This window comes from Gemmatimonadaceae bacterium, from assembly GCA_020846935.1.
Lineage (GTDB): Bacteria > Gemmatimonadota > Gemmatimonadetes > Gemmatimonadales > Gemmatimonadaceae > RBC101.
Genome location: JADLCY010000006.1, coordinates 268,064 through 287,876 on the forward strand (window position 1 = coordinate 268,064; position 19,813 = coordinate 287,876).

Sequence of the window (19,813 nt, forward strand, 5' to 3'; positions counted from 1 at the left end):
CGTGGCGGGCCCGTCGCTCCTGGTCGCGCAGGCCGCCGCCGCCCTCCCCACCAACGCCTGGGAGTTGATCACCACGGCGGACGTGGTGACGCAGGTGGTGCTCGCGCTCCTGCTGCTGCTCTCGATCATCAGCTGGTCGATCATGGCGGCCAAGTGGCGAGAGTTCCGACGCTATCGGCGCACGAGCCACGACTTCATGCACGCCTTCGAGCGGGCGCGTTCGCTGGCCGAGGTGGCCGCGTCGACCCGCAAGGCGAGCGGACCCTTCGTGCGCATTTTCGAGCGCGCCGAGACGTTTCTCAGCGACACCCCGCCGGCGATGGCCGCCACGCCCGAACGTTCGGCGCGTTTCAGCGCGTCTCAGGTCGAGGCGCTGCGGCTGGTGCTCGATGCGCAGACCGACACGGAGCGCGACGGCCTCTCGCGGCTGATCCCCTCGCTGGCGATGATCGCCTCGGCGAGCCCGCTCATCGGACTTCTGGGCACGGTGCTGGGGATCATCCAGTCGTTCATTGGGCTTTCGACCACCGGATCGGGGTCCGTGGCGGCCGTCGCTCCGGGCGTCGCCGCGGCGTTGACGGCGACCGCCATGGCGCTCGCGGTCGCGATTCCCGCGGTGTTCGGCTACAACATCTTCGCCAACCGGGTCAACCGCATCGAGGGAGAACTCGAGGGCTTCGGCTCCGAGCTGATCGCGCTCCTCGTGCGCGAAGGGCGCATCTAGTCATGGCGCGCCGGCGCCGCGAGCGGACGCCACTCAACGCGGAGATCAACGTCGTGTCCCTGATCGACGTGATGATGCTGCTGCTCGTGATCTTCATGATCACCGCGCCGATGATGCAGGGGGGCATCGAGGTCCGGCTGCCGCGGGGCGAGGCGCGCCCGCTGGAGCGCAAGAGCGACCTGGTGGTGACGGTCTTATCCGCCAATCAGATCGCCGTGGGCGACACGCGGATGACGATGGCCGAGTTCCGCGCGTCGTTCCGCACATTGGCGGAACAGCGTGCCCGGCAGGGGGTCTATTTGCGCGGGGATGCGAGCGTGCCCTACGGTGAAGTCGTGCGCGTGCTCGGGATCATGATGCAGGCCGGCGCGTCGAACGTCGGCCTCGTCGTCGAGCCGGCCGAGCGGCAATAGGTCGTTTGCGCCCCGATCGCCATCTGATCGGTTATCCACACGCCGTGCCCTTGTCCCGGACACCTGCATGACCCACCTGGCCTTTCGCCCCGAACGTCCGCGCCTCACCGCCTCGCTGGCGCTGTCGGTCGCGTTGCACGGTGCGGTCGTGGCCGGGGTGATCGGACTGGCGCAGGCGGATCACATCGCGCTCCCGCCGGTCTACAAGGTCGACCTGGTGGCTGCCCCAGCCGGTCCGCGCGCGATCGGGCAGGTGCAGGCGCCCGCGGCAACCCCGACACCGGCCGCGCCGGTGCCTCGGACCGCAGTTCGGGAGCCGGCCGAGCGCGTTCCCGTGAAGGCACCGCCGCCGCGACGGCCGGCACCCCCGGTGGCCACGCAGGTGCCTAACGCGTCTCGCACACCCCCGGGGGCGGCGGCGCCCAGGGCTGGCGGCGGAAGCACCGGAGGGCAGGGGACCGATGTGGCCAACGTGCAGAGCCCCGGGATCGAGTTCCCCTTTCCGTCCTACCTCAACAACATCGCCAACCAGATCATCCTCAACTTCGACAAGGGCAATCTTCCCGCGTTGAGTTGCGACGTGTCGTTCCTGATCCGGCGCGACGGCTCCGTGACCTCGATCGAAATCCGGCGGCGTTCCGGTTCCACGCTGTTCGACATTGAGGCACGGGGGGCTGTGGAGGCCGCAGGCCGCTCGCGGGCCTTTGGACCGCTGCCCGACGGTTTCAGCGATGACGTGCTTCCGGTTATCTTCACGTTCACCCCACAGATGATTCGCCGATGATCCTCGTTCGCCGTGGCGCGCTCACCGCGTCGGGGCTGTTGCTCACCGCCCTTGTCGCCTGGTCCCGCGTCGCGCCGGCGCAGGACACGACGTGGAAGGAGGGGGTGCGCATCACCGGCATCTACACACCGGGAACACGTCCCGGCCTGCTCGTGATGCCGGTCACGGGGGCCCAGGGGGACTCGCTGCGCGCGATCTTCCAGCGCGACTTCGAGAACGGTGATCGCATGAACGTGATCGCACTCGCGGCCGAGTCCGTGCCGCCGGCGGGTACCGCGGGGAGCCTCAACTACCCGTTGTACTCGAGGCTCGGGGCCAACGTCATCCTGCAGGTGACCCCGACGTCGTTCGGCATCCACGTCCTCATCCACGACGTCGGTCGCTCGGCCATCGCGCGCGCCGCCTCGTTCCCCCTGCCGTCGCCGGCGTTGTCCACCGAGTGGCGCATGGCGGTGCATGCGATCGCCGATGGCATCGAGCAACAGGTCACGGGCGTTCGCGGGATCTCGGCGACGCGGATCCTGTACGCGAGTGCCGGGCGCATCTGGCAGGTAGACAGCGACGGGCACGGGGCGATTGCCCTGACCGGGGACGTGCGCGCCATGTCGCCGGCGTGGAACCCCAAGGGCACGCACCTCGCGTACACGACGCTCCCAAACTCCGGCGCGCAGATCGTGATCCGGGAGACCGGGGGCGCTACGCGCACGCTGGGTACCACGCCTGGAGGGCCCAACTTCAGTCCGGCGTTTTCGCCCGACGGCAACACGATGGTCTATGCGCATTCCACGGAGAACGGCACAGAACTGTGGTCGGTGAACGCGTTCGGGACCGACGCCGCCCGTCGGATCACCGTCGGGCGGGGGAGCGACAACACCTCGCCCACATTCAGTCCGGATGGGCGCCGCATCGCGTTCACGTCGAACCGCGTCGGCGCCGTGCAGGTCTATACTTCCGATGCCGACGGGACCAACGCCGAGCCGCTGCTCAACTTCACGGTCGGCGAACAGTCGTACCGCTCGGACCCGGACTGGTCGCCGGACGGACGGCTGATTGCCTTCGCCAGTCAGGTCGCGGGCAACTTCCAGATCATGACCATCGGCGTTCGCGATCGGAACGTGCGGGCGCACACCAGCACGGCGGTGAACGAGAACCCGTCGTTCGCGCCGGACAGCCGCCACATCGTCTTCACGTCCAACCGCTCGGGCACGCGCCAGCTCTGGGTGGTGGATATCGAGTCCGGCCGATTCCGTCAGTTGACGCGGGCACCCGGCGGCGCCCGTCACGCGGCCTGGTCGCCGGCCCTGAACGTTCGTTAGGCACCCTCACCCTCCGACTCCCCACCGACGCCCCGACCCGACATGCCTCGCCCCCCGCGCCTCCTCACCGTTGCCGTCCTCGGTCTTTCGCTGCTCGCCGCCTGCCGGAAGAAGCAGGCTGAGACCGCCCCGACCCCCACATCCGGCCCGGCGCCCGCCGAGACCTGCGATGCGGCATGCCGCGCTGCGCGCGCGGCCGCGGAGAAAGCCGCCCGGGATTCGGCGGAAGCCGCTCGCCTGCGCGCCGAGGCCGAGGCGCGGGAGCGGGCCATGGCAGGGCTCAAAGCCACCCTCGCCCAGAAGGTCCTGTTCGACTACGACATGGCAGAACTCTCGGCCTCGGCCGAGGGCGTCCTGAATGCAAAGGTTGCCATCCTCCTCGCGAACACCGGACTCAGGCTTCGGATCAGCGGACACGCGGATGAGCGCGGTTCCGATGAATACAACCTCGCCCTCGGCCAGCGCCGGGCGGCCGCGGTGAAGCGATACTTCACGGACCGAGGTGTCGATGGATCGCGGCTCGACATTGTCAGCTTCGGAGAGGAACGTCCCGAGGCCACCGATGGTACGGAGGACGCATTCCGTCTGAACCGCCGCGCCGAATTCGAGATCACGGCCGGCGGCGACAACCTGGTCCCGCCGAAATCATGAGTCTCGCCCCCCTCCGACGCCTCCTTCCGGTCGCCCTCCTGGCCACCGGGGCCTGCTTCGCCACTCGCAGCGATGTGCGGATCCTGCAGGGGGACATCCTGACCCTGCGCCAGGAGGCCGCCCGTGCGGATTCCGCACGGGCACGACAGATCGCCCAGGTCGTGACCGCGCTCGGTATCGTGGGGGATTCACTCAGTAACACCGGTGTTCGCCTGGCGAGCTACCAGGGTGAGAATCGGGGGCAGTTCCGCGCGATCGGCGAGCAGGTGCTCCAGCTGCAGGAGCTGGTTGGCCAGAGCCAGTCGGTGCTCAACCGACTTCGTGCCGAGAACGAGGCGCGGCTTCAGGCCCAGCTCGCCACGCCGGTCGCCCCGGTGGTGACTCCGCCGGACTCCACACAGCCGCAGCCGCCGCCGACAACGACTCCGGTTCCGCCCGCGGCGAATCCCGGCCCCAACCAGCTGTTTCAGGATGGCCTGGCGCAGGCGCGCCGCGGATCCTACGGCACGGCTCAGGCGGCTTTTGAGGAACTGCTGCGATTGTATCCCTCGTCCGATGTCGCGCCCGACGCGCAGTACTACCTTGGCGAGGCGTACGAATATGACGGGAAGTCGGACCGGGCCGACTCGGCGTTCACGGCGTTGGTGAGCCAGTTCCCCAGGGCGCTCAAGGCACCGACGGCGCTGTACAAGCTGGGGCTTTCGCAGGCGCGGCGCGGGCGCCGTGCGGAGGCGCGCGCCACGATGGATCGGGTGGTGCGGGAGTACCCGCGCACCGACGCGTCGGAACTGGCCGCCGAGTGGCTGCGGACGAATCGCTGAATCAGCGGGGACGAGACCAGCAGATGGCCAACCCTCCCGGCACACAGGCGGAGATGCCGTTCCTCGAGCACCTCGAGGAACTGCGATGGCGCATCCTGTGGTCGTTGCTCGCGCTGATTGTCGGCGTCGCCGTGTCGTTCACGGTGCTGCTCAAGTACGACGCGATCCTCCTGCTGGTCCGACCGATCCAGCCCTTCCTGCCTGACGGGAAGCTCATCACGACGCATCCCGCCGGGGCGTTCCGCATCGTGATGAGCGCGGCGTTTGCGCTTGGATTCGTGTTCGCATCGCCCGTGGTGATCTACCAGTTCTGGGCCTTTCTCTCGCCGGCGCTCTATCGGCACGAAAAGAAGGTGATCATCCCGGTTCTCATCTTCGGGGCCCTGCTTTTCATCGGTGGAGTGTCGCTGGCGTATTTCGCGCTGATTCCACTGACGCTCAAGTTCCTGCTCAACGTGCAGTCGGCCGCGATCACGCCGATGATTTCGGTGACCGAGTACTTCGATTTCGCGATCACGTTCTCGCTCATCATGGGTGCGGTGTTCGAGTTGCCGATCGCCGTGCTTGCGCTGACGGCGCTCGGCATCGTGACGCCGCAGTTCCTCAATCGGTATCGGCGCCACGCGCTGGTGATCTGCCTGGTGGCGTCGGCGTTCATTACGCCTGGGCAGGACCCGGTCTCGCTCGCGGCGGTGGCGCTGCCGCTGATCGGGCTCTACGAGGTGAGCGTGGTCTGTTCATACGTGGTGTACCGACGCCGGCAACGGCGCGAAGCACAGCGAGCCGCCGAGGACGCGCGCGGGGCCGCGGCGTGATTCGCTGGTTGGGGACGGTCTTGGTCGTCCTCCTGGCGGCCGGGTGGGGCGACCGCGCCGACGCGCAGGACACGCTGCGGACGCGCGCCGACTCGATCGCGAAGGCTCGCGCCGATTCGATCGCGAAGGCCCGCACGGACTCGCTGGCGAAGGCTCGCGTCGACTCGATCGCCAGGGCCCGCGGCGATTCCATTGCCCGTCCGATGACAGACACGGCGCGCGCGGTGCTTCCGGTGGCCGGCCTCACGCCCGACACGGTCAGGAAGAATCCGATGCTCACTCGCGCCGACACGTTGCGCGCGCAGGCGGATTCGATCCGCGAGTCGCAGATGCGCGGACTCGACCTCGTGAAGAAAAAGGTTGAGGTGGCGTGGGCGCCCGAAGACTCGGTGATGATCGAACTGCTCAGCCGAGAGGGCTACACGGTCACCAAGTACCAGGGCACCTCGGTCCGGTTCAAGGCCACGGAACACGAGATGTTTCTCGTCGGAAAGCGCGCCGCGGTGCTGCGCGATTCGTCGCTGCTGGTAGGCGACACGATCACGTTCAACGATTCCACCAAGCTGATTCGCGCGGCGGGGGACACCGTCACGTTGCGCGATCCTTCGCAGGGACCGGACGACGTGGTGGCGCTGGGATCCATCCGCTACGACATGCCCAACCGACGCGGCGTCGTGCGCGACGTGACGACCGCCGTCGAGAGTGGCCAGCGGTGGATCGTGCACGGAGATCTCGCCGCGTTCAAGGGCGACACCTCGAGCGCCGGCCGTGCGGCGTTCTACGCGAAGGACGGGTGGCTCACGAGCTGCGAGGAGACGGAGCCGCACTATCACTTCGTGGCAAAGGAGATGAAGCTGATCTCCCGCAACATCATGATCGTTCGGCCGGCGATCCTCTACATCGCCGACATCCCGGTCGCGTGGCTGCCGTTCGTCTTCAATGACATGCGGCCCGGCCGTCGCAGCGGACTGCTGCCACCGCAGATCGGGTTCAATCAGGTGTTCCGCAACTCGCTCCGCTCGCGGGAGATCTCCAACATCGGCTACTACTTTGCCATCAGCGACTATCTGAGCACGACACTGTCGATGGACTGGCAGAGCAGCGCGCGGACGACGAGCAACACCCCGGGCTACCTGCGGGTCAACAGCATCACCGACTACAAATGGAAGGACCGGTTCATCGACGGTCGCGTTGGCGTGTCGATGCACTACCTTCGCGACGGCGTCACCAACCGATCGTATTCGCTCGACCATCGTCAGAAGTTCTCCGAGCGCACCAACCTTTCGGCAAACTTCAACTACACCTCCAACACACAGGTCCTGCGGCAGACGACCTTCAACCCGCAACTCGCGCTGCAGACGATCGACTCGCGGATGAACTTTTCGACGGGGCGCGGGCCATTCTCCCTCAGCCTCGGTGCGTCGCAGAAGCAGTATCCGGGTCGCGACCAGCTCGATCGCGGCTTCCCCACGCTCTCGGTCACCTCCAGGCCCATCGAAGTGGGAGAGTGGCTCACCTGGACGCCGAGTTTCTCGCTCACCAACGCCCAGAGCTTCGACCTGGATCAGCCCGGGGATTTCAGGTATCGCTACGTCACCGCGCCCGGCGGGGGCCTCGACTCGGTGCAGATCAAGAAGGACACGCGCAACAGCGCGATCTCGTTCGATACTCCCATCGAGATCTTCGGCTTCAACTGGCGCAACGCCTTCCGCGTGACCGACGTCGCCAACGAGTTTCCCGAACGGCGCACGCTCTACACCGATCCAAGGGACACGACCACGCGCGAGGAGCGGGTGTTCGCGCGAACGTTCCGCACCGGCTTCGATTGGGAGACGTCGTTCAACCTGCCGACGTTTTCGCAAGGCAAGTTCAACATTGCGCCCACGATGTCGATCCAGAAGGTCGACGGCCGCTCGCCGCTCATCGTGCGCACGGAACGCACCGGCGGAAAGTTTGTCGCGCAGGGGCTGCGGCCGAGCTTCGGAATCAGCATGGGTCCAAAGCTCTATGGGTTCTTCGGCGGCTTTGGTCCCGTCGAACGGATCCGGCACGCCATCGAGCCGAGCATCTCGTATTCGTACACGCCGCGCGGGAACGTGAGCGACGAGTTCCTGTCCGCCAATGGTGACCTCGCGTTCGGATTCCTCGGAAACCTGCCGCAGAATGTTGTGAGCCTTGGCCTGGCGACCTCGTTCGAGGCAAAGCTCAGGCCGCAGGCGCTGCCACCGCGTTCGCTCCCCGCGTTGCCCGACAGTCTCGCGGACTCCACCGGAGCGGACAGCCTGCGCGCTGGCGCGCGGCCCGCGGCTCCGGAGGAGGGCCGCAAGGTGAAGGTGCTTTCGCTCAACTTCACGACCCTGTCATACGACTTCGTGCGGGCGAAGGAGTCCAAGGGAGGCACCGGCCTCACCAATCGCAACTTCGACATCTCCGCGAGGTCGGATCTCCTTCCCGGCTTCGACTTCGGCATCAACTACTCGCTGTTCCAGGGCGACCCGATCTCCGATACCGCGGTCTTCAAGCCCTACCGCGAAGGCGTGCGCGCTTCGATGTCGCTGGATGCGAACTCGCCGCTCATCCGCGGACTGGGACGACTGCTCGGCATCCGCATGGCCGATAGCGCCTCGCGAGCGCGCGCGCAGCGGCCTGGGGGCAACCCGGCACAACCGGCGATCAATCGCGCGTCGGGAAACCCCGGCGGGAACCGCGACTTCGTGGCCGGCCGCCCGATCGTTGGCAGTTCGCTCACCTCGACCATGCAGGTGCCGCAAGGGCAGGGCTGGCGGCTGAATGTCTCGTACACCGGCACCAGGCAGCGCCCTCCCGTCGGTGACAACGTCAAGGAGTTCGATCCCGTCACGCTCTGCGAACCGTATCGCGGCGACATCTTCCAGTACGACGCCTGCGTCCGGAACTACGCGACCGGCGGGGCGCCCATCAGCGGTCTCCCGGCGAACGAGACCACGCGCGGCGGCACCCTGTTCCGCGTTCCGCCACAGGGCAATATCAATGGCTCGATGTCCTTCCACGCCACCGAGAAGTGGGCGGCGCAGTGGCAGACGTCGTACGACGTGCGCACGCGGGAGTTCGCGCAGCACGTCGTGTCCCTCCAGCGGGCGATGCATGATTGGGACGCGATCTTCGCGTTCACGCGGTCCACGAACGGCAACTTCTCGTTCAACTTCTTCATCGCCTTGCGCGCCCAGCCGGACATCAAGTTCGACTATCGGCGTCCCTCGTACCCGCGTGGCTATACGGGCCGCGGCGCGGGGGCGCAGCGGTAGCGCGCGGGGACGCCAGGTGGATCAGCGTCGCCCGCGACGTTCCTGACAGCGACCAGGTTCGCCGCGAGCTGACCCGCGAGCGCGGGGACCGTATCGGGCGCTCGCGGCGCTATCTTGTTCGCCATGACTTCCCAGATCGTGATCGACGGCGAGTCCCTGGACCTCAGGGACGTCGTGGCGGTGGCGCGCGAGCGTGCCAGCGTTGGCCTCCATGACTCGGCGCGCGAGCGCCTCGCCAGGGTTCGCCGCATCGTCGACGACATCGTGGCGCGCAACGAGCCCGTCTACGGCGTGAACACCGGCTTCGGGAAACTCTCCGACATCGCCATCCCACCGGGTCGCCTGGCCGAACTCCAGACCAACCTCGTGCGAAGCCACGCGGCCGGAGTCGGGGCGCCGTTGCCCGAGGACGAAGCCCGCGCCGTCATGCTCCTGCGCGCCAACGTGCTCGCCAAGGGGCGCTCGGGTATCCGGCCCGAGGTGGTCGACCTGCTGCTCGCGCTCCTCAACGCGGGGCTGTATCCGCCGATCCCGGAGCAGGGGAGCGTGGGCGCGAGCGGCGATCTGGCGCCGCTGGCCCACCTCGCGCTCGCCCTCCTGGGCGAAGGCATGCTCCTCCGAGACGGCGAGGCGCCCCAGTCCGCGAAGGCGCTGCTGGCCGCGGCTGGCCTGGCGTCGGTGGAACTCGGTCCAAAGGAAGGGCTCGCGCTGATCAACGGAACGCAGGCGCACACGGGAATCGCCGCGCTCGCGCTGTGGGATGCCCGAGGGCTGTGGGCGACCTCCCACGTGAGCGGTGCGGCGACCCTCGAGGCGCTCCTGGGGACGCCCGTGGCATTCGACGCGCGCATCCACGAGGTCCGGGGTCAGCCGGGCCAGATGTGGTCGGCAACGCTGTTCCGGTCCCTGACGGCGGAGAGTGCGATTCGGGAGTCGCACCGCATCAACGACCCACGCGTGCAGGACGCCTACGCCTTGCGGTGCATGCCGCAGGTGATGGGACCCGTGCACGACGCTCTCGAGTTTGCGGAAGGGGTCGTCGCGCGCGAACTGAACGCCGCGACCGACAATCCCCTGGTGTTTGACGACGGTGTGATGCTGAGCGGCGGCAACTTTCATGGTCAGGCCGTGGGAATGGCGTGCGACTTCGTCGCCATTGCGCTCACGAACCTCGGGACCATGGCCGAGCGTCGCATCGATCGACTGGTGAACCCCGATCTCAATCAGGGACTTCCGCCCTTCCTCGCTCGCGATGCCGGTGTGCACTCGGGGTATATGATTGCGCAGGTGACCGCGGCGGCGCTGGCCTCGGAGTGCAAGGTGTTGTCGCATCCGGCGTCCGTCGACTCGATTCCGACCGATGGCGGCAAGGAAGACTACGTGCCGATGGCAATGTCGGCGGCGGTGAAGCTGCGCCGCATCGTCCACAACGTGCGGCACATCCTGGCCATCGAGCTGTTGTGCGCCATTCAGGGGCTCGAGTTCCGCCGTCCGTTGACATCGAGCGCTCCCGTCGAGCGTGCGTATGCCCTGCTGCGCGGCGCGGTGCCCAGCATGGATCGCGACCGCGTGGTCTCGACCGACATCGCGGCCGTGGCCACGCAGATCGCGCGCGGGGCCTACGAGCACATCGTCTGGGACCTCCGCGACACCTCCACCCTTTCCGCTGCCACGTCCCTATGACTTCGGTTCAGGAACCCGTGACCCGCGTCGTGCGCGCGCCCCGCGGCGCCGCGTTGAGCTGCCGAGGGTGGCAGCAGGAAGCGGCGCTCCGGATGCTGATGAACAACCTCGACCCCGAGGTGGCCGAGCGACCCGAAGACCTCGTGGTCTACGGTGGCACGGGCAAGGCCGCGCGGTCATGGGAGGCCTACGACGCCATCGTGGCGTCGCTGCGCGCCCTGGCTGACGACGAGACGCTCATCGTGCAGAGCGGCAAGCCGGTGGCCGTACTGCGCACGCACCGTTCCGCGCCGCGCGTCCTCATTGCCAACAGCAACCTCGTTGGGCGCTGGGCCACGTGGGACGTCTTCCGTGATCTCGAACGGAAGGGGCTCACGATGTACGGCCAGATGACCGCGGGCTCGTGGATCTACATCGGTTCGCAGGGGATCGTGCAGGGCACGTATGAGACCTTTGGTGAAGTGGCGCGACAGCACTTTGGCGGGTCGCTCGCCGGGCGCACGGTGGTCACCGCCGGCCTTGGCGGAATGGGCGGTGCACAGCCCCTGGCCGCGACGATGTGCGGCGCCGCATTCCTTGGCATCGATGTCGATGAGTCGCGTATCGACAAGCGACTCGCAACGCGCTACCTCGACCGCAAGACCCGCACGCTCGACGAAGCGCTGGCCTGGGTGAAGGACGCCGCGGCCCGAGGACAGGCGTTGAGCGTCGGCCTCGTGGGCAACGCCGCCGAGGTGCTCCCCGAACTCGTCAGGCGTGGCGTGGTTCCTGATGTGCTGACCGACCAGACCAGCGCTCACGATACACTGAACGGGTACGTGCCGGCGGGCCTCGACCTGGGCGCGGCCGCCGCGCTGCGCGCGGCCGATCCCGACGCCTACGTGCGGCGCAGCGTCGCGTCCATCGTGACCCACGTGCGGGCGATGCTCGACCTGCAGCAGCGCGGCGCGATCACGTTCGACTACGGCAACAACCTGCGTACCGTGGCGTTCGACGCCGGACTCGAAAATGCGTTCGCCTTTCCGGGGTTTGTGCCCGCCTACGTGCGGCCGCTCTTCTGTGAGGGGAAGGGCCCGTTTCGATGGGTGGCGCTGAGCGGCGATCCGGCTGACATCGCCCGGACCGATGCGCTGGCCCTCGAGCTGTTTCCGAACGACGACCATCTGCGACGCTGGATCACGCTCGCGCGCGAGCGCATCGCATTCCAGGGCCTGCCGGCCCGTATTTGCTGGCTTGGCCAGGGTCAACGCGCCCGATTCGGCGTCGCCATGAACGACCTGGTGGCCTCCGGTGAGATCTCGGCGCCCATCGCGATCGGGCGCGACCACCTCGATACCGGTAGCGTGGCCTCGCCGTTCCGTGAGACCGAGGCGATGAAGGATGGCAGCGACGCCATCGCGGACTGGGCGATCCTGAACGCGCTGGTGAACGTGGCCAGCGGCGCGTCCTGGGTGTCGTTCCACCACGGGGGCGGGGTTGGCATCGGGAACTCGTTGCACGCCGGTCAGGTGATTGTCGCCGATGGTACGCCCGAGATGCGTACGCGGCTCGAGCGCGTGCTGACCAACGACCCGGGGATGGGCGTGGCGCGGCACGCCGATGCAGGCTACGACGTGGCGCGTGACACCGCGCGACGGGAGGGACTGCGACTCCCGATGCTGGAGGGCGGCGGGCGGGCAGGATGATCTCCTCGCACTTCAAACCCTGGCACATTCCGATCTTCCTCGCGAAGTACGCGTGGCTCACGGTGCGCCGCCGGCCGTTGCTCGTGCACTTCGAAGTCACCATGCGGTGCAACGCGCGCTGCGGGTTCTGCGACTATTGGCAGACGCCGGCTACGGAGCGCGACAACGAGTTGCAAAGCTTCGCCGACGCGGCGCGCGCGTTTTCGCCGATGATGATCACGTTCACCGGCGGTGAACCGCTGCTGCGTCGTGATCTCGAGGCGCTCGTGCGTGGAGTCCGTGACGCGTCCCGCTGGAGCTACATCGCCCTCATCACGCACGGCGGGATGCTCACGCTCGCACGCGCGCAGTCCCTCTGGGCGGCGGGCATCGACCAGTTCAACATCTCCCTGGACTATCTCGACGGCCGGCACGACGTGGCCCGCGGCATTCCCGGACTCACCGATCGGATCATGAGGACGGTCTCCGCCATGCGTGGGGCGGGGATCGACGGCATCCGGTTCAACACGGTCATCCGCAACGACAACCTCGACCAGCTGATTCCGATCGTCGAACGTGCGGCCGCGCTGGGTGTTGGCGTGAACTTCTCGCTCTACACCGATTTCAAGAACGGGAATCGCGACTACCTCATCCAGGAAGGACCCGTGGAGGCCACCGATCGTGCGGTGCAGGCCCTCATGGCCTTCAAGCGAAAACACCGGGGCGTGATCACCAATTCCGACTACTACCTGTCGACGATTCCACGGTACCTTCGCGGGACGCTCGCCGGTCCGTGTGATTCGGGCACGAAGACGATCCACATCTCGCCCGCCGGTCTCGTCAAGCGGTGCCCCGACTTTCCGCTCGACGGGCATTGGCGGGACTACAAGGGATATGCGCCGATCGACTGCAGCGCCTGCTACTACGCGTGCCGCGGGGAGGCACAGGCGCCGCTCGAACCCTCCCGCGTGCTCGACATCCTGGCGCCGGGCCGCCGCACCCCCGCCACGCTCGGAGTCCCATCGTGACGCAGCCGACGCAGGTGTTCGTGAATGCCGCGCAGGTGGTCACCTGTGCCGGACCGCCACGCGCCAGGCGCGGGCGCGAACTTGGCGACGCGGCCGTGCGCGCCGGCGTGGCCGTCGCAACGCGCGAGGGGCGCATCACGGCGATCGGCGATGGCGACGCGGTCCGACGCACGCATCCCGAGGCGGAAGTCATCGACTGCCAGGGCGGCGTGCTGATGCCAGGGCTGGTGGATTCGCACACCCACGCGATCTTCGGCAAGCCGCGCTACGAGGAGCAGGAGATGCGCGCCGCCGGCAAGGACTACATGGCCATTGCCGCCGCGGGAGGCGGCATCCACAGTTCGGTCCGCGACCTGCGCACCCGTACAGAAGACGACCTCGTGGCGCTGGCCCTGCCTCGCCTGGCGCGGCTCGCGGCCCACGGCACGACCACGGTCGAGGTGAAATCGGGTTACGGCCTGACCCTCGACGACGAACTCAAGACGCTCCGCGCCATCCGGCGGCTGACGACGCTCCAGCCGATGCGGCTCGTGCCCACATTCCTCGGCGCGCACGAGATCCCGATGGAGGCGCGCGCGACGCCCAGCGGACGCCGAGACTACGTCGACCTCGTCGTGAACCAGATGATCCCGCGCGTGCGCGATGAGCGGCTGGCCGCTTTCGCCGACGTGTTCTGCGAGCCCGGTGTGTTCACCGTCGAGGAGTCGAGGGAGATCCTGGTGGCGGCGCGCGCGGCGGGTCTCGGCCTCAAGCTGCACGCCGATGAGCTCAAGCCGGCCGGCGGTGCGGAACTCGCCGTGGAGCTGGCCGCCACCTCCGCCGACCACCTCGCCGCGATCTCCGATGGCGGCATTGCTGCGCTGGCCGCCGCTCCCACCGTGGCCACCCTCCTTCCCGGGACCATGCTGTTCCTCGGCAAGGAGCGTCAGGCGCCCGCGCGACGACTCGTGGAAGCCGGAGCCGCGATCGCGCTCGCGACCGACTTCAATCCCGGCACATCCCCCACGCCCAATTTCCCCCTCGTCCTGTCGCTCGGCGTGAGCAGTCTCCGCCTCAGCGTGGCCGAAGCGATTGTGGCTTCGACGGTTAACGGAGCCGCGGCGCTGGGCCTGGCCGCGGAGACCGGCCAACTCGACATCGGGTTCTCCGCGGACCTCGCCCTGTTTGATGTCGAAGACATCCGCGAGATCCCCTACTGGTACGGCGACCGGAGGTGCCGGCGCTCGTGGGTCCGGGGGGTCGAAGTCGCCGCCTGACGCCGTCGGGCCTTCCGGCCGCGTCAGGCAATTCGTGCCGTCAGGCACCCCGCATGCGTCATAAAGTCGGGTTCAGGGAGACGCATGTCGAGCACACACCTGACAAAGCTCAAACGAAAAGCGACGGAACTCGAACAGAAGAAGCAGTTCGAGAAGGCGCTTGCACTGTACATCCAGGTCATCGAGGAAGCCGGGCGCGACCTCGATGATGCGGACTTGCAGTTGTTCAACCGTGTCGGCGATCTGCTGATGCGGCAGGGCAATGCGTCCGAGGCCCTCGTCTACTACGAGAAGGCCGTCGACATGTATGCGGAGCGCGGCTTTCTGAACAACGCCATCGCGCTCTGCAACAAGATCCTGCGTCAGTCGCCGGCGCGAACCGCGGTCTACTACAAGCTCGGCAAGATCAGCGCGAGCAAGGGGTTCAAGGCCGACGCGCGCAAGAACTTCCTCGAGTACGCCGATCGCATGCAGAAGGGCGGCAACCTCGATGAAGCGTTCCGCGCGCTCAAGGAGTTTGCGGACCTCTGCCCTGATCAGGACGACATCCGCCTGATGCTGGCGGAGATGCTCACGAAGGAGAATCGCAAGCCCGAGGCGCTCGAGCAGCTCGAGCAGCTCTACGCAAAGCTCGATGCCGAGGGCCGGGCCGCGGAAGCGCGCGCCACGATGGACCGCATCAAGGCCATCGACCCCGAACTCACGCCGCGCAGCACGGGTGCCTGGCAGGCGCAGAAGAGCAACGACCTCGTCTTCCTCGATCTCGGTGAATCGGAGTACCGGGCCGCGCGCGCCGGGACGCCGGACACGGTGACGCCCGCCGCATCGGTCCCCGTCGTGGAAGGCCTCGACGTCGGCAACGTGGGTGCCCTGCAAGGTCTCACGATCACGTTCCTGCCTGACGAGAACGAGACCGAACACGAAGCCGCCAACGCGGAACCTGTTTCCGCCGTCGACGGGCTCGACGTGATCACGCCGTCCGTGGACGCCGACGGCAGCCTTGGCGCCCTGGCGGAGCTCGAGACGACTGAGGCCCTCACGCCGCGCGAGGTACCGCTCGTCCCCGAGCTCGCGATCGACCAGGCGGAGTTCGTCGCCTCCGACGAGGTGGTGCCACCGCTCGAAGGACTCGCCAATTCCGTCGTCACCCTCACCGGTGCGCATCCAAGCCTCGCGCCGCTGATCGAGGCGCCGCCGCTCTCGGGTGAAGAGTTCGGCGCGTTGCACCTCGCGGCCTCTCACGACGGTGCCGACGACACCCCGCGACCGCACGATCTCTCGATCGCCTCGTCGCTCCCGCTGCAGGCCGGACCGATGATCGTGACCCCGACGTCGTCGCCGGACACGTCGGATCCGGGCCCTGGACTGCTCGAAGTGACCCCGGATGCCTGGGTGCATGCCGCCCTTGGCTCGCGACGCGACGACCTCTCGCTCGACCGGCTGCTCACTCCGCTCGAGAACATGGTGATCCCGGAGGTCCCCGCGCTGGCGGAACTGGATCTTCCGCTGACGCTCGAGAGCGGTGCTCCACAGGGCACTGCGGGACTGCTCGACTTCGAGCTTCCCGAATCGAGCGGTGAGTATGTGCGCCCGCAGACCGCGGACCTCGATTTGCAGCTGGGCGATGCGGCGCCGGATGCGCTCGAAAGCGACGTTGATGGTTTGGCGTCGGGACGTTCAACTGAGCACGTCGTTCCGGATGAAGGGTGGGCAGAGACCGGTGACGAGGCCGCCGAAGACGTGCCGGTCACCGCGGAGCACCAACTGCCCGAGGAGACGTGGCGCGAAACCGCAGCACTTCAGGAGCAAGCGTCAGGGCATTGGCCTGCGGCGCCCGAGGTGGACGCGAGTGAGACTGACGCAAGTGAGTCGGACGCGGCTGAGGTCGAGGCGAGTGAGACGTACCCAGGTGCGACCGACGCGACTGAGGCCGAGGCGAGTGAGGTCGACGCCGGTCAGGCCGAGGCAGATGAGGCTGGGGCGGTCCCTGTGGTCGACGCCGAGCGGCACGCGCCCGCCGCCGGGATGTCGGAGGCCGCGCCCGAGCGCATCGGGCCTAACGAGTCCGAGCCGACGGTCGAACCCGTGGTCGAGCCGACGCGCAGCATCAACCCCGGCTGGGACGCCGAAGCGCTGTTGTCGCCGGAGTTCGCTCTGGAAGCATCGGGTGGCGAGACGCCGCCCCCGGCCTCGGCACTCGATACCGCATCGCTGCGGGCCGAGGTCGATGACCGCCTCCAGGGTGCATCCGATCCGGCCGCTGCACCCGAAGTGTCCTCGTCGGAGTCGGTGCGTGCGGCCTTTGACGAGGCCCGCGTCGAACTTCCGATGATCGAGATGGAGTCGGCGGCCTACGACGAGCCGCCCGCCGCGCCCGCCGCCGACTTCGCGGTGCCTGATGCCGGGATCGACGAGCTGCTTGCCGTGCCGCCGTCATTCGGCGACGGCCAGGAGGCCACCGGCTTTGATCCGGCGCCGCTCGACCTGAATCCCGGGAGCACCGCCGACGATTGGGACGCGCCCGAGGTGCTCATCGACGGCGAATGGCGTGATGAACACGTCGGCGACCTGGTATCGGGCGAGGTGTTCGTGGTCGGTGAGCGCCGGAGCCTGGAGAATCCGCCGCGGCCGGCCTTCGACGATCTCGCCGCCGCCATGCTGTACGACGGCGATGCCCAGCGCGATCGGGCCACGTCTGCCGACAACGGGCACTCAGAGGCGTCCCGCAGTACGCTGTCCTTTGGTGGCACCGAAGCCCAGCTGCGCCGCCGCCTCGAGCTGGCGCCCGGCGATGCCGCCATCCGGCGTCAGCTGGGCGAGGCGTTGCTCGACATCGGCCAGCGTGAAGAAGGGTTGAACGAGCTGGAGCACGCCGTCGTTCACTATGAGGGTCGCAACGATCTCGCGTCCGCGCGCGACATCGTGGACGTGATCCTGCGCGTGGTGCCGCTCTCTGTCCGCCATCACCAGAAGCGCGTCGAGTACGCGGTGCGTTCGAGCGATCGGCCGCGCCTGATCGAAGCCTACACGGAGCTTGCTGACTCGCTGTTTCGCTGTGGGGAGCCCGACAAGGCGAGAGTGGTGTACTCCCGCGTGCTCGAACTCTCTCCGTCCAGCGAGCGCGCGCGCTTTGCGCTCAGCATGCTGTCGGACGATGCCGGGGCGCCGCGCAGCAGCGACGACATCCCGGTGATCGAGACCGGCATCCTGCGCGGGGCGCCGTCGCTCACGATGGCGACGCTCACTCCCGAAGCGCTCGACGCGCTCACGGCCCACGACATCGCACCGGCCGCCGAGCTTCCCTACATCGAAGATGCAGCGCCGGCCGGAGCAGGAACACCCGACGCTCGGGACGGTGCTGACGCGGCCGCGGGCATCGAGCCGCTTGCCACGATCGAGGCGGCGCAGGCCGAACTGCGCGCGGCGGAGCCATCCGCTGGCGACCCGCTCGACGACGAGGTGGCCGAGGCCTTCGCGACTCCCGCGGCCCGGGAAGCGGATCGCCGCAGCGTGGAACTGCGCGCCGTCGAAGACTGGGCGACCGAACAACCGACCTCCGCCGCCCCGGGTGGTGACTTCGTCGACCTGGGGGACTGGCTGCGCGATGACGCGGCAGTCAAGTCCACGCGCATGGTCGCGCGTGACGTGGCGCCGACGGGTGACGAATCGGCCGACTTCGCGGAAATGCTCCACCGCTTCAAGCAGGGGCTCGCCGCCAACGTCGAGGACGAGGACTTCGCGTCCCACTACGACCTCGGCGTCGCCTTCAAGGAGATGGGGCTCGTCGACGAGGCAATCGCACAGTTCCAGAAGTCGCTGCGTGGCAAAGAGCACCGGGTTCGCTCGTATGAAGCGCTCGGCCAGTGCTTCGTGGAACAGGGCCAGCATCAGGTGGCCCTCGCCCTGCTGCAGCGGGCCGCGGAGACGCCGGGAACCGATGATCAGGAGCTGGTGGGTGTGCTGTACCTCCTCGGATTCGCGTGCGAGTCCGTGGGGCGCCAGGACGACGCAGTGCGTTATTATCAACGCGTGTTCGCGGTGGACATCCGCTTCCGCGATGTCACGCACCGTCTGGCGTCCCTGGCACGCAACCCGAAGTGACCCTCAAGACACGAAACGCGGCCTCTCCCTCCCTGAAGGACATCCAGGCGCCGGTCGCCGGGGCCCTCGCGCGCGTGCACGAGGAGATGTGGCGCATCGTCGCGGTCGACAGCGAGTTTTTCCGCGGCGTCAACCAGCACCTCATGCTCATGAAGGGCAAGATGGTGCGCCCGACGCTGATGCTCCTCTCCAGCGAGACCGCGGGAGCCGCCGAGCCACGCGTGGCGTCGTATGCCGCCGTGATCGAGTTGATCCACCTCGCCACACTCGTGCACGACGACGCCGTCGACCACTCGGCGCTGCGCCGCGGCATGCCCACGGTCAATGCGCTGTTTACCCACGAGGTCGCCGTTATCGCGGGCGACTTCCTCTACTCACGTGCCGTCCAGGAACTGGTTCGACTGGGTGACCTCGAGGCACTCCGCGTCTTCGCCAACGCTTCGAACGAACTCACCGTCGGCGAAATGCGGCAGCTTGGCGCGCTCAACGCGCTCGCGTTCTCCGAAGCCGATTACGAGTTCCTCATCAAATGCAAGACGGCCGCGCTGTTCAAGGCCTCGTGCGAGGTCGGCGCACTATGCGGCGCCCCGGATCATCGCCAAGCGCTTTCGACCTTTGGTGAGCGCCTCGGCATGGCGTTCCAGGTCGCCGACGACCTCCTGGACTACACGGCCGTGGCGGCCACCACCGGCAAGCCCACGGGGCTCGACCTCAAGGAACACAAGGTCACCCTGCCGCTGATCCACGCGCTGCGGAGCATCAGCCCCGCCGGCCTCCGCGTCGTCGAGGCCCTGTTTGCCAACCCGGACCCGACCGGCGACCAGATCGCCGCGGTCGTCGAGGTCGTGCAGGAGGCCGGTGGGCTCGACTATGCGCGTATCCGCGGCGAGGAGTTTCTGGGTCAGGCCGAGGAGGCCCTCACGTCCCTGCCGGACACCCCGGCTCGGCAAGCCCTGCACGACGCCATGGTGTACGTCATGGAGCGGAGTTCCTGATGGCCAAGGCGCCCGGCAACCGTCGCCCCCTCTACCACGGAATCGTCCTGGCGGTCGGATTCGCCGTCGGCGGGTTCCTGACCCATTTCTCCCGGAAGTTCCTCCCGGTGGGGGCCGTCAAGGAGTTTCTCACGACCGGTGTCACCCCCTCGATCGGGCCCTTGAACATCGACCTCGTTATCTTGAACTTCACACTGGGTCCCGTAGCGCTCGATGTGTCGCTTTTGAGCCTGGTCGGGGTACTGCTGGCGTACCTCATCGCACGATCGCTTTTCTAA

Annotated in this window: 15 protein-coding genes; all 15 read left to right on the plus strand. The window is 67.8% G+C overall.

The window, feature by feature from the left end; genetic code table 11:
* The first annotated feature begins 1 nt into the window (after position 1).
* Positions 2-724 carry a MotA/TolQ/ExbB proton channel family protein gene (locus IT361_08705; GenBank protein MCC6317756.1) on the plus strand — a complete coding sequence of 241 codons (723 nt, stop codon included), beginning with the start codon at positions 2-4 and terminating at the stop codon, positions 722-724.
* A 2-nt stretch (positions 725-726) separates the two neighbouring features.
* Positions 727-1,137: a biopolymer transporter ExbD gene (locus IT361_08710; protein MCC6317757.1), complete on the plus strand. Its 411-nt coding sequence runs from the start codon at positions 727-729 to the stop codon at positions 1,135-1,137.
* A gap of 67 nt (positions 1,138-1,204) precedes the next feature.
* Positions 1,205-1,921 carry a TonB C-terminal domain-containing protein gene (locus IT361_08715; protein MCC6317758.1) on the plus strand — a complete coding sequence of 239 codons (717 nt, stop codon included), beginning with the start codon at positions 1,205-1,207 and terminating at the stop codon, positions 1,919-1,921.
* Positions 1,918-3,237 carry a PD40 domain-containing protein gene (locus tag IT361_08720; GenBank protein MCC6317759.1) on the plus strand — a complete coding sequence of 440 codons (1,320 nt, stop codon included), beginning with the start codon at positions 1,918-1,920 and terminating at the stop codon, positions 3,235-3,237. The genes IT361_08715 and IT361_08720 overlap by 4 nt, the downstream gene beginning before the upstream one ends.
* A gap of 42 nt (positions 3,238-3,279) precedes the next feature.
* Positions 3,280-3,888, plus strand: a complete 609-nt coding sequence (locus tag IT361_08725; protein ID MCC6317760.1) for an OmpA family protein — start codon at positions 3,280-3,282, stop codon at positions 3,886-3,888.
* Positions 3,885-4,709: a tol-pal system protein YbgF gene (gene ybgF, locus IT361_08730; GenBank protein MCC6317761.1), complete on the plus strand. Its 825-nt coding sequence runs from the start codon at positions 3,885-3,887 to the stop codon at positions 4,707-4,709. The genes IT361_08725 and ybgF overlap by 4 nt, the downstream gene beginning before the upstream one ends.
* Before the next feature lie 23 nt (positions 4,710-4,732).
* Complete coding sequence (gene tatC, locus IT361_08735; protein ID MCC6317762.1) at positions 4,733-5,524, plus strand: twin-arginine translocase subunit TatC; 792 nt, start codon at positions 4,733-4,735, stop codon at positions 5,522-5,524.
* 20 nt (positions 5,525-5,544) lie between these two features.
* On the plus strand, positions 5,545-8,808 hold the full coding sequence (locus IT361_08740; protein MCC6317763.1) for a hypothetical protein: 3,264 nt from the start codon (positions 5,545-5,547) through the stop codon (positions 8,806-8,808).
* Positions 8,809-8,931: 123 nt separating this feature from the next.
* The gene (gene hutH / locus IT361_08745; GenBank protein MCC6317764.1) at positions 8,932-10,491 is read left to right on the plus strand and encodes a histidine ammonia-lyase; all 1,560 of its coding nucleotides are present in this window, start codon (positions 8,932-8,934) and stop codon (positions 10,489-10,491) included.
* The gene (gene hutU, locus IT361_08750; protein ID MCC6317765.1) at positions 10,488-12,176 is read left to right on the plus strand and encodes a urocanate hydratase; all 1,689 of its coding nucleotides are present in this window, start codon (positions 10,488-10,490) and stop codon (positions 12,174-12,176) included. Before hutH ends, hutU begins: the two co-directional genes overlap by 4 nt.
* Positions 12,173-13,183, plus strand: coding sequence for a radical SAM protein (locus IT361_08755; GenBank protein MCC6317766.1), 1,011 nt, complete (start codon positions 12,173-12,175; stop codon positions 13,181-13,183). Before hutU ends, IT361_08755 begins: the two co-directional genes overlap by 4 nt.
* The gene (locus IT361_08760) at positions 13,180-14,439 is read left to right on the plus strand and encodes an imidazolonepropionase (GenBank protein MCC6317767.1); all 1,260 of its coding nucleotides are present in this window, start codon (positions 13,180-13,182) and stop codon (positions 14,437-14,439) included. Before IT361_08755 ends, IT361_08760 begins: the two co-directional genes overlap by 4 nt.
* Positions 14,440-14,523: 84 nt before the next feature.
* On the plus strand, positions 14,524-18,540 hold the full coding sequence (locus IT361_08765) for a tetratricopeptide repeat protein (GenBank protein ID MCC6317768.1): 4,017 nt from the start codon (positions 14,524-14,526) through the stop codon (positions 18,538-18,540).
* Positions 18,537-19,535 (plus strand): polyprenyl synthetase family protein, encoded by a 999-nt coding sequence (locus tag IT361_08770; GenBank protein MCC6317769.1) that lies wholly within the window; start codon positions 18,537-18,539, stop codon positions 19,533-19,535. Before IT361_08765 ends, IT361_08770 begins: the two co-directional genes overlap by 4 nt.
* Positions 19,535-19,813: a DUF4321 domain-containing protein gene (locus IT361_08775; GenBank protein MCC6317770.1), complete on the plus strand. Its 279-nt coding sequence runs from the start codon at positions 19,535-19,537 to the stop codon at positions 19,811-19,813. The genes IT361_08770 and IT361_08775 overlap by 1 nt, the downstream gene beginning before the upstream one ends.

Bases quoted from the DNA above. Each gene is read 5' to 3' on its own strand.
- IT361_08710 (MCC6317757.1), top strand. From the start codon at position 727: ATGGCGCGCCGGCGCCGCGAGCGGACGCCACTCAACGCGGAGATCAAC.
- IT361_08715 (MCC6317758.1), top strand. From the start codon at position 1,205: ATGACCCACCTGGCCTTTCGCCCCGAACGTCCGCGCCTCACCGCCTCG.
- IT361_08720 (MCC6317759.1), top strand. From the start codon at position 1,918: ATGATCCTCGTTCGCCGTGGCGCGCTCACCGCGTCGGGGCTGTTGCTC.
- IT361_08725 (MCC6317760.1), top strand. From the start codon at position 3,280: ATGCCTCGCCCCCCGCGCCTCCTCACCGTTGCCGTCCTCGGTCTTTCG.
- ybgF (MCC6317761.1), top strand. From the start codon at position 3,885: ATGAGTCTCGCCCCCCTCCGACGCCTCCTTCCGGTCGCCCTCCTGGCC.
- tatC (MCC6317762.1), top strand. From the start codon at position 4,733: ATGGCCAACCCTCCCGGCACACAGGCGGAGATGCCGTTCCTCGAGCAC.
- hutH (MCC6317764.1), top strand. From the start codon at position 8,932: ATGACTTCCCAGATCGTGATCGACGGCGAGTCCCTGGACCTCAGGGAC.
- hutU (MCC6317765.1), top strand. From the start codon at position 10,488: ATGACTTCGGTTCAGGAACCCGTGACCCGCGTCGTGCGCGCGCCCCGC.
- IT361_08755 (MCC6317766.1), top strand. From the start codon at position 12,173: ATGATCTCCTCGCACTTCAAACCCTGGCACATTCCGATCTTCCTCGCG.
- IT361_08765 (MCC6317768.1), top strand. From the start codon at position 14,524: ATGTCGAGCACACACCTGACAAAGCTCAAACGAAAAGCGACGGAACTC.
- IT361_08775 (MCC6317770.1), top strand. From the start codon at position 19,535: ATGGCCAAGGCGCCCGGCAACCGTCGCCCCCTCTACCACGGAATCGTC.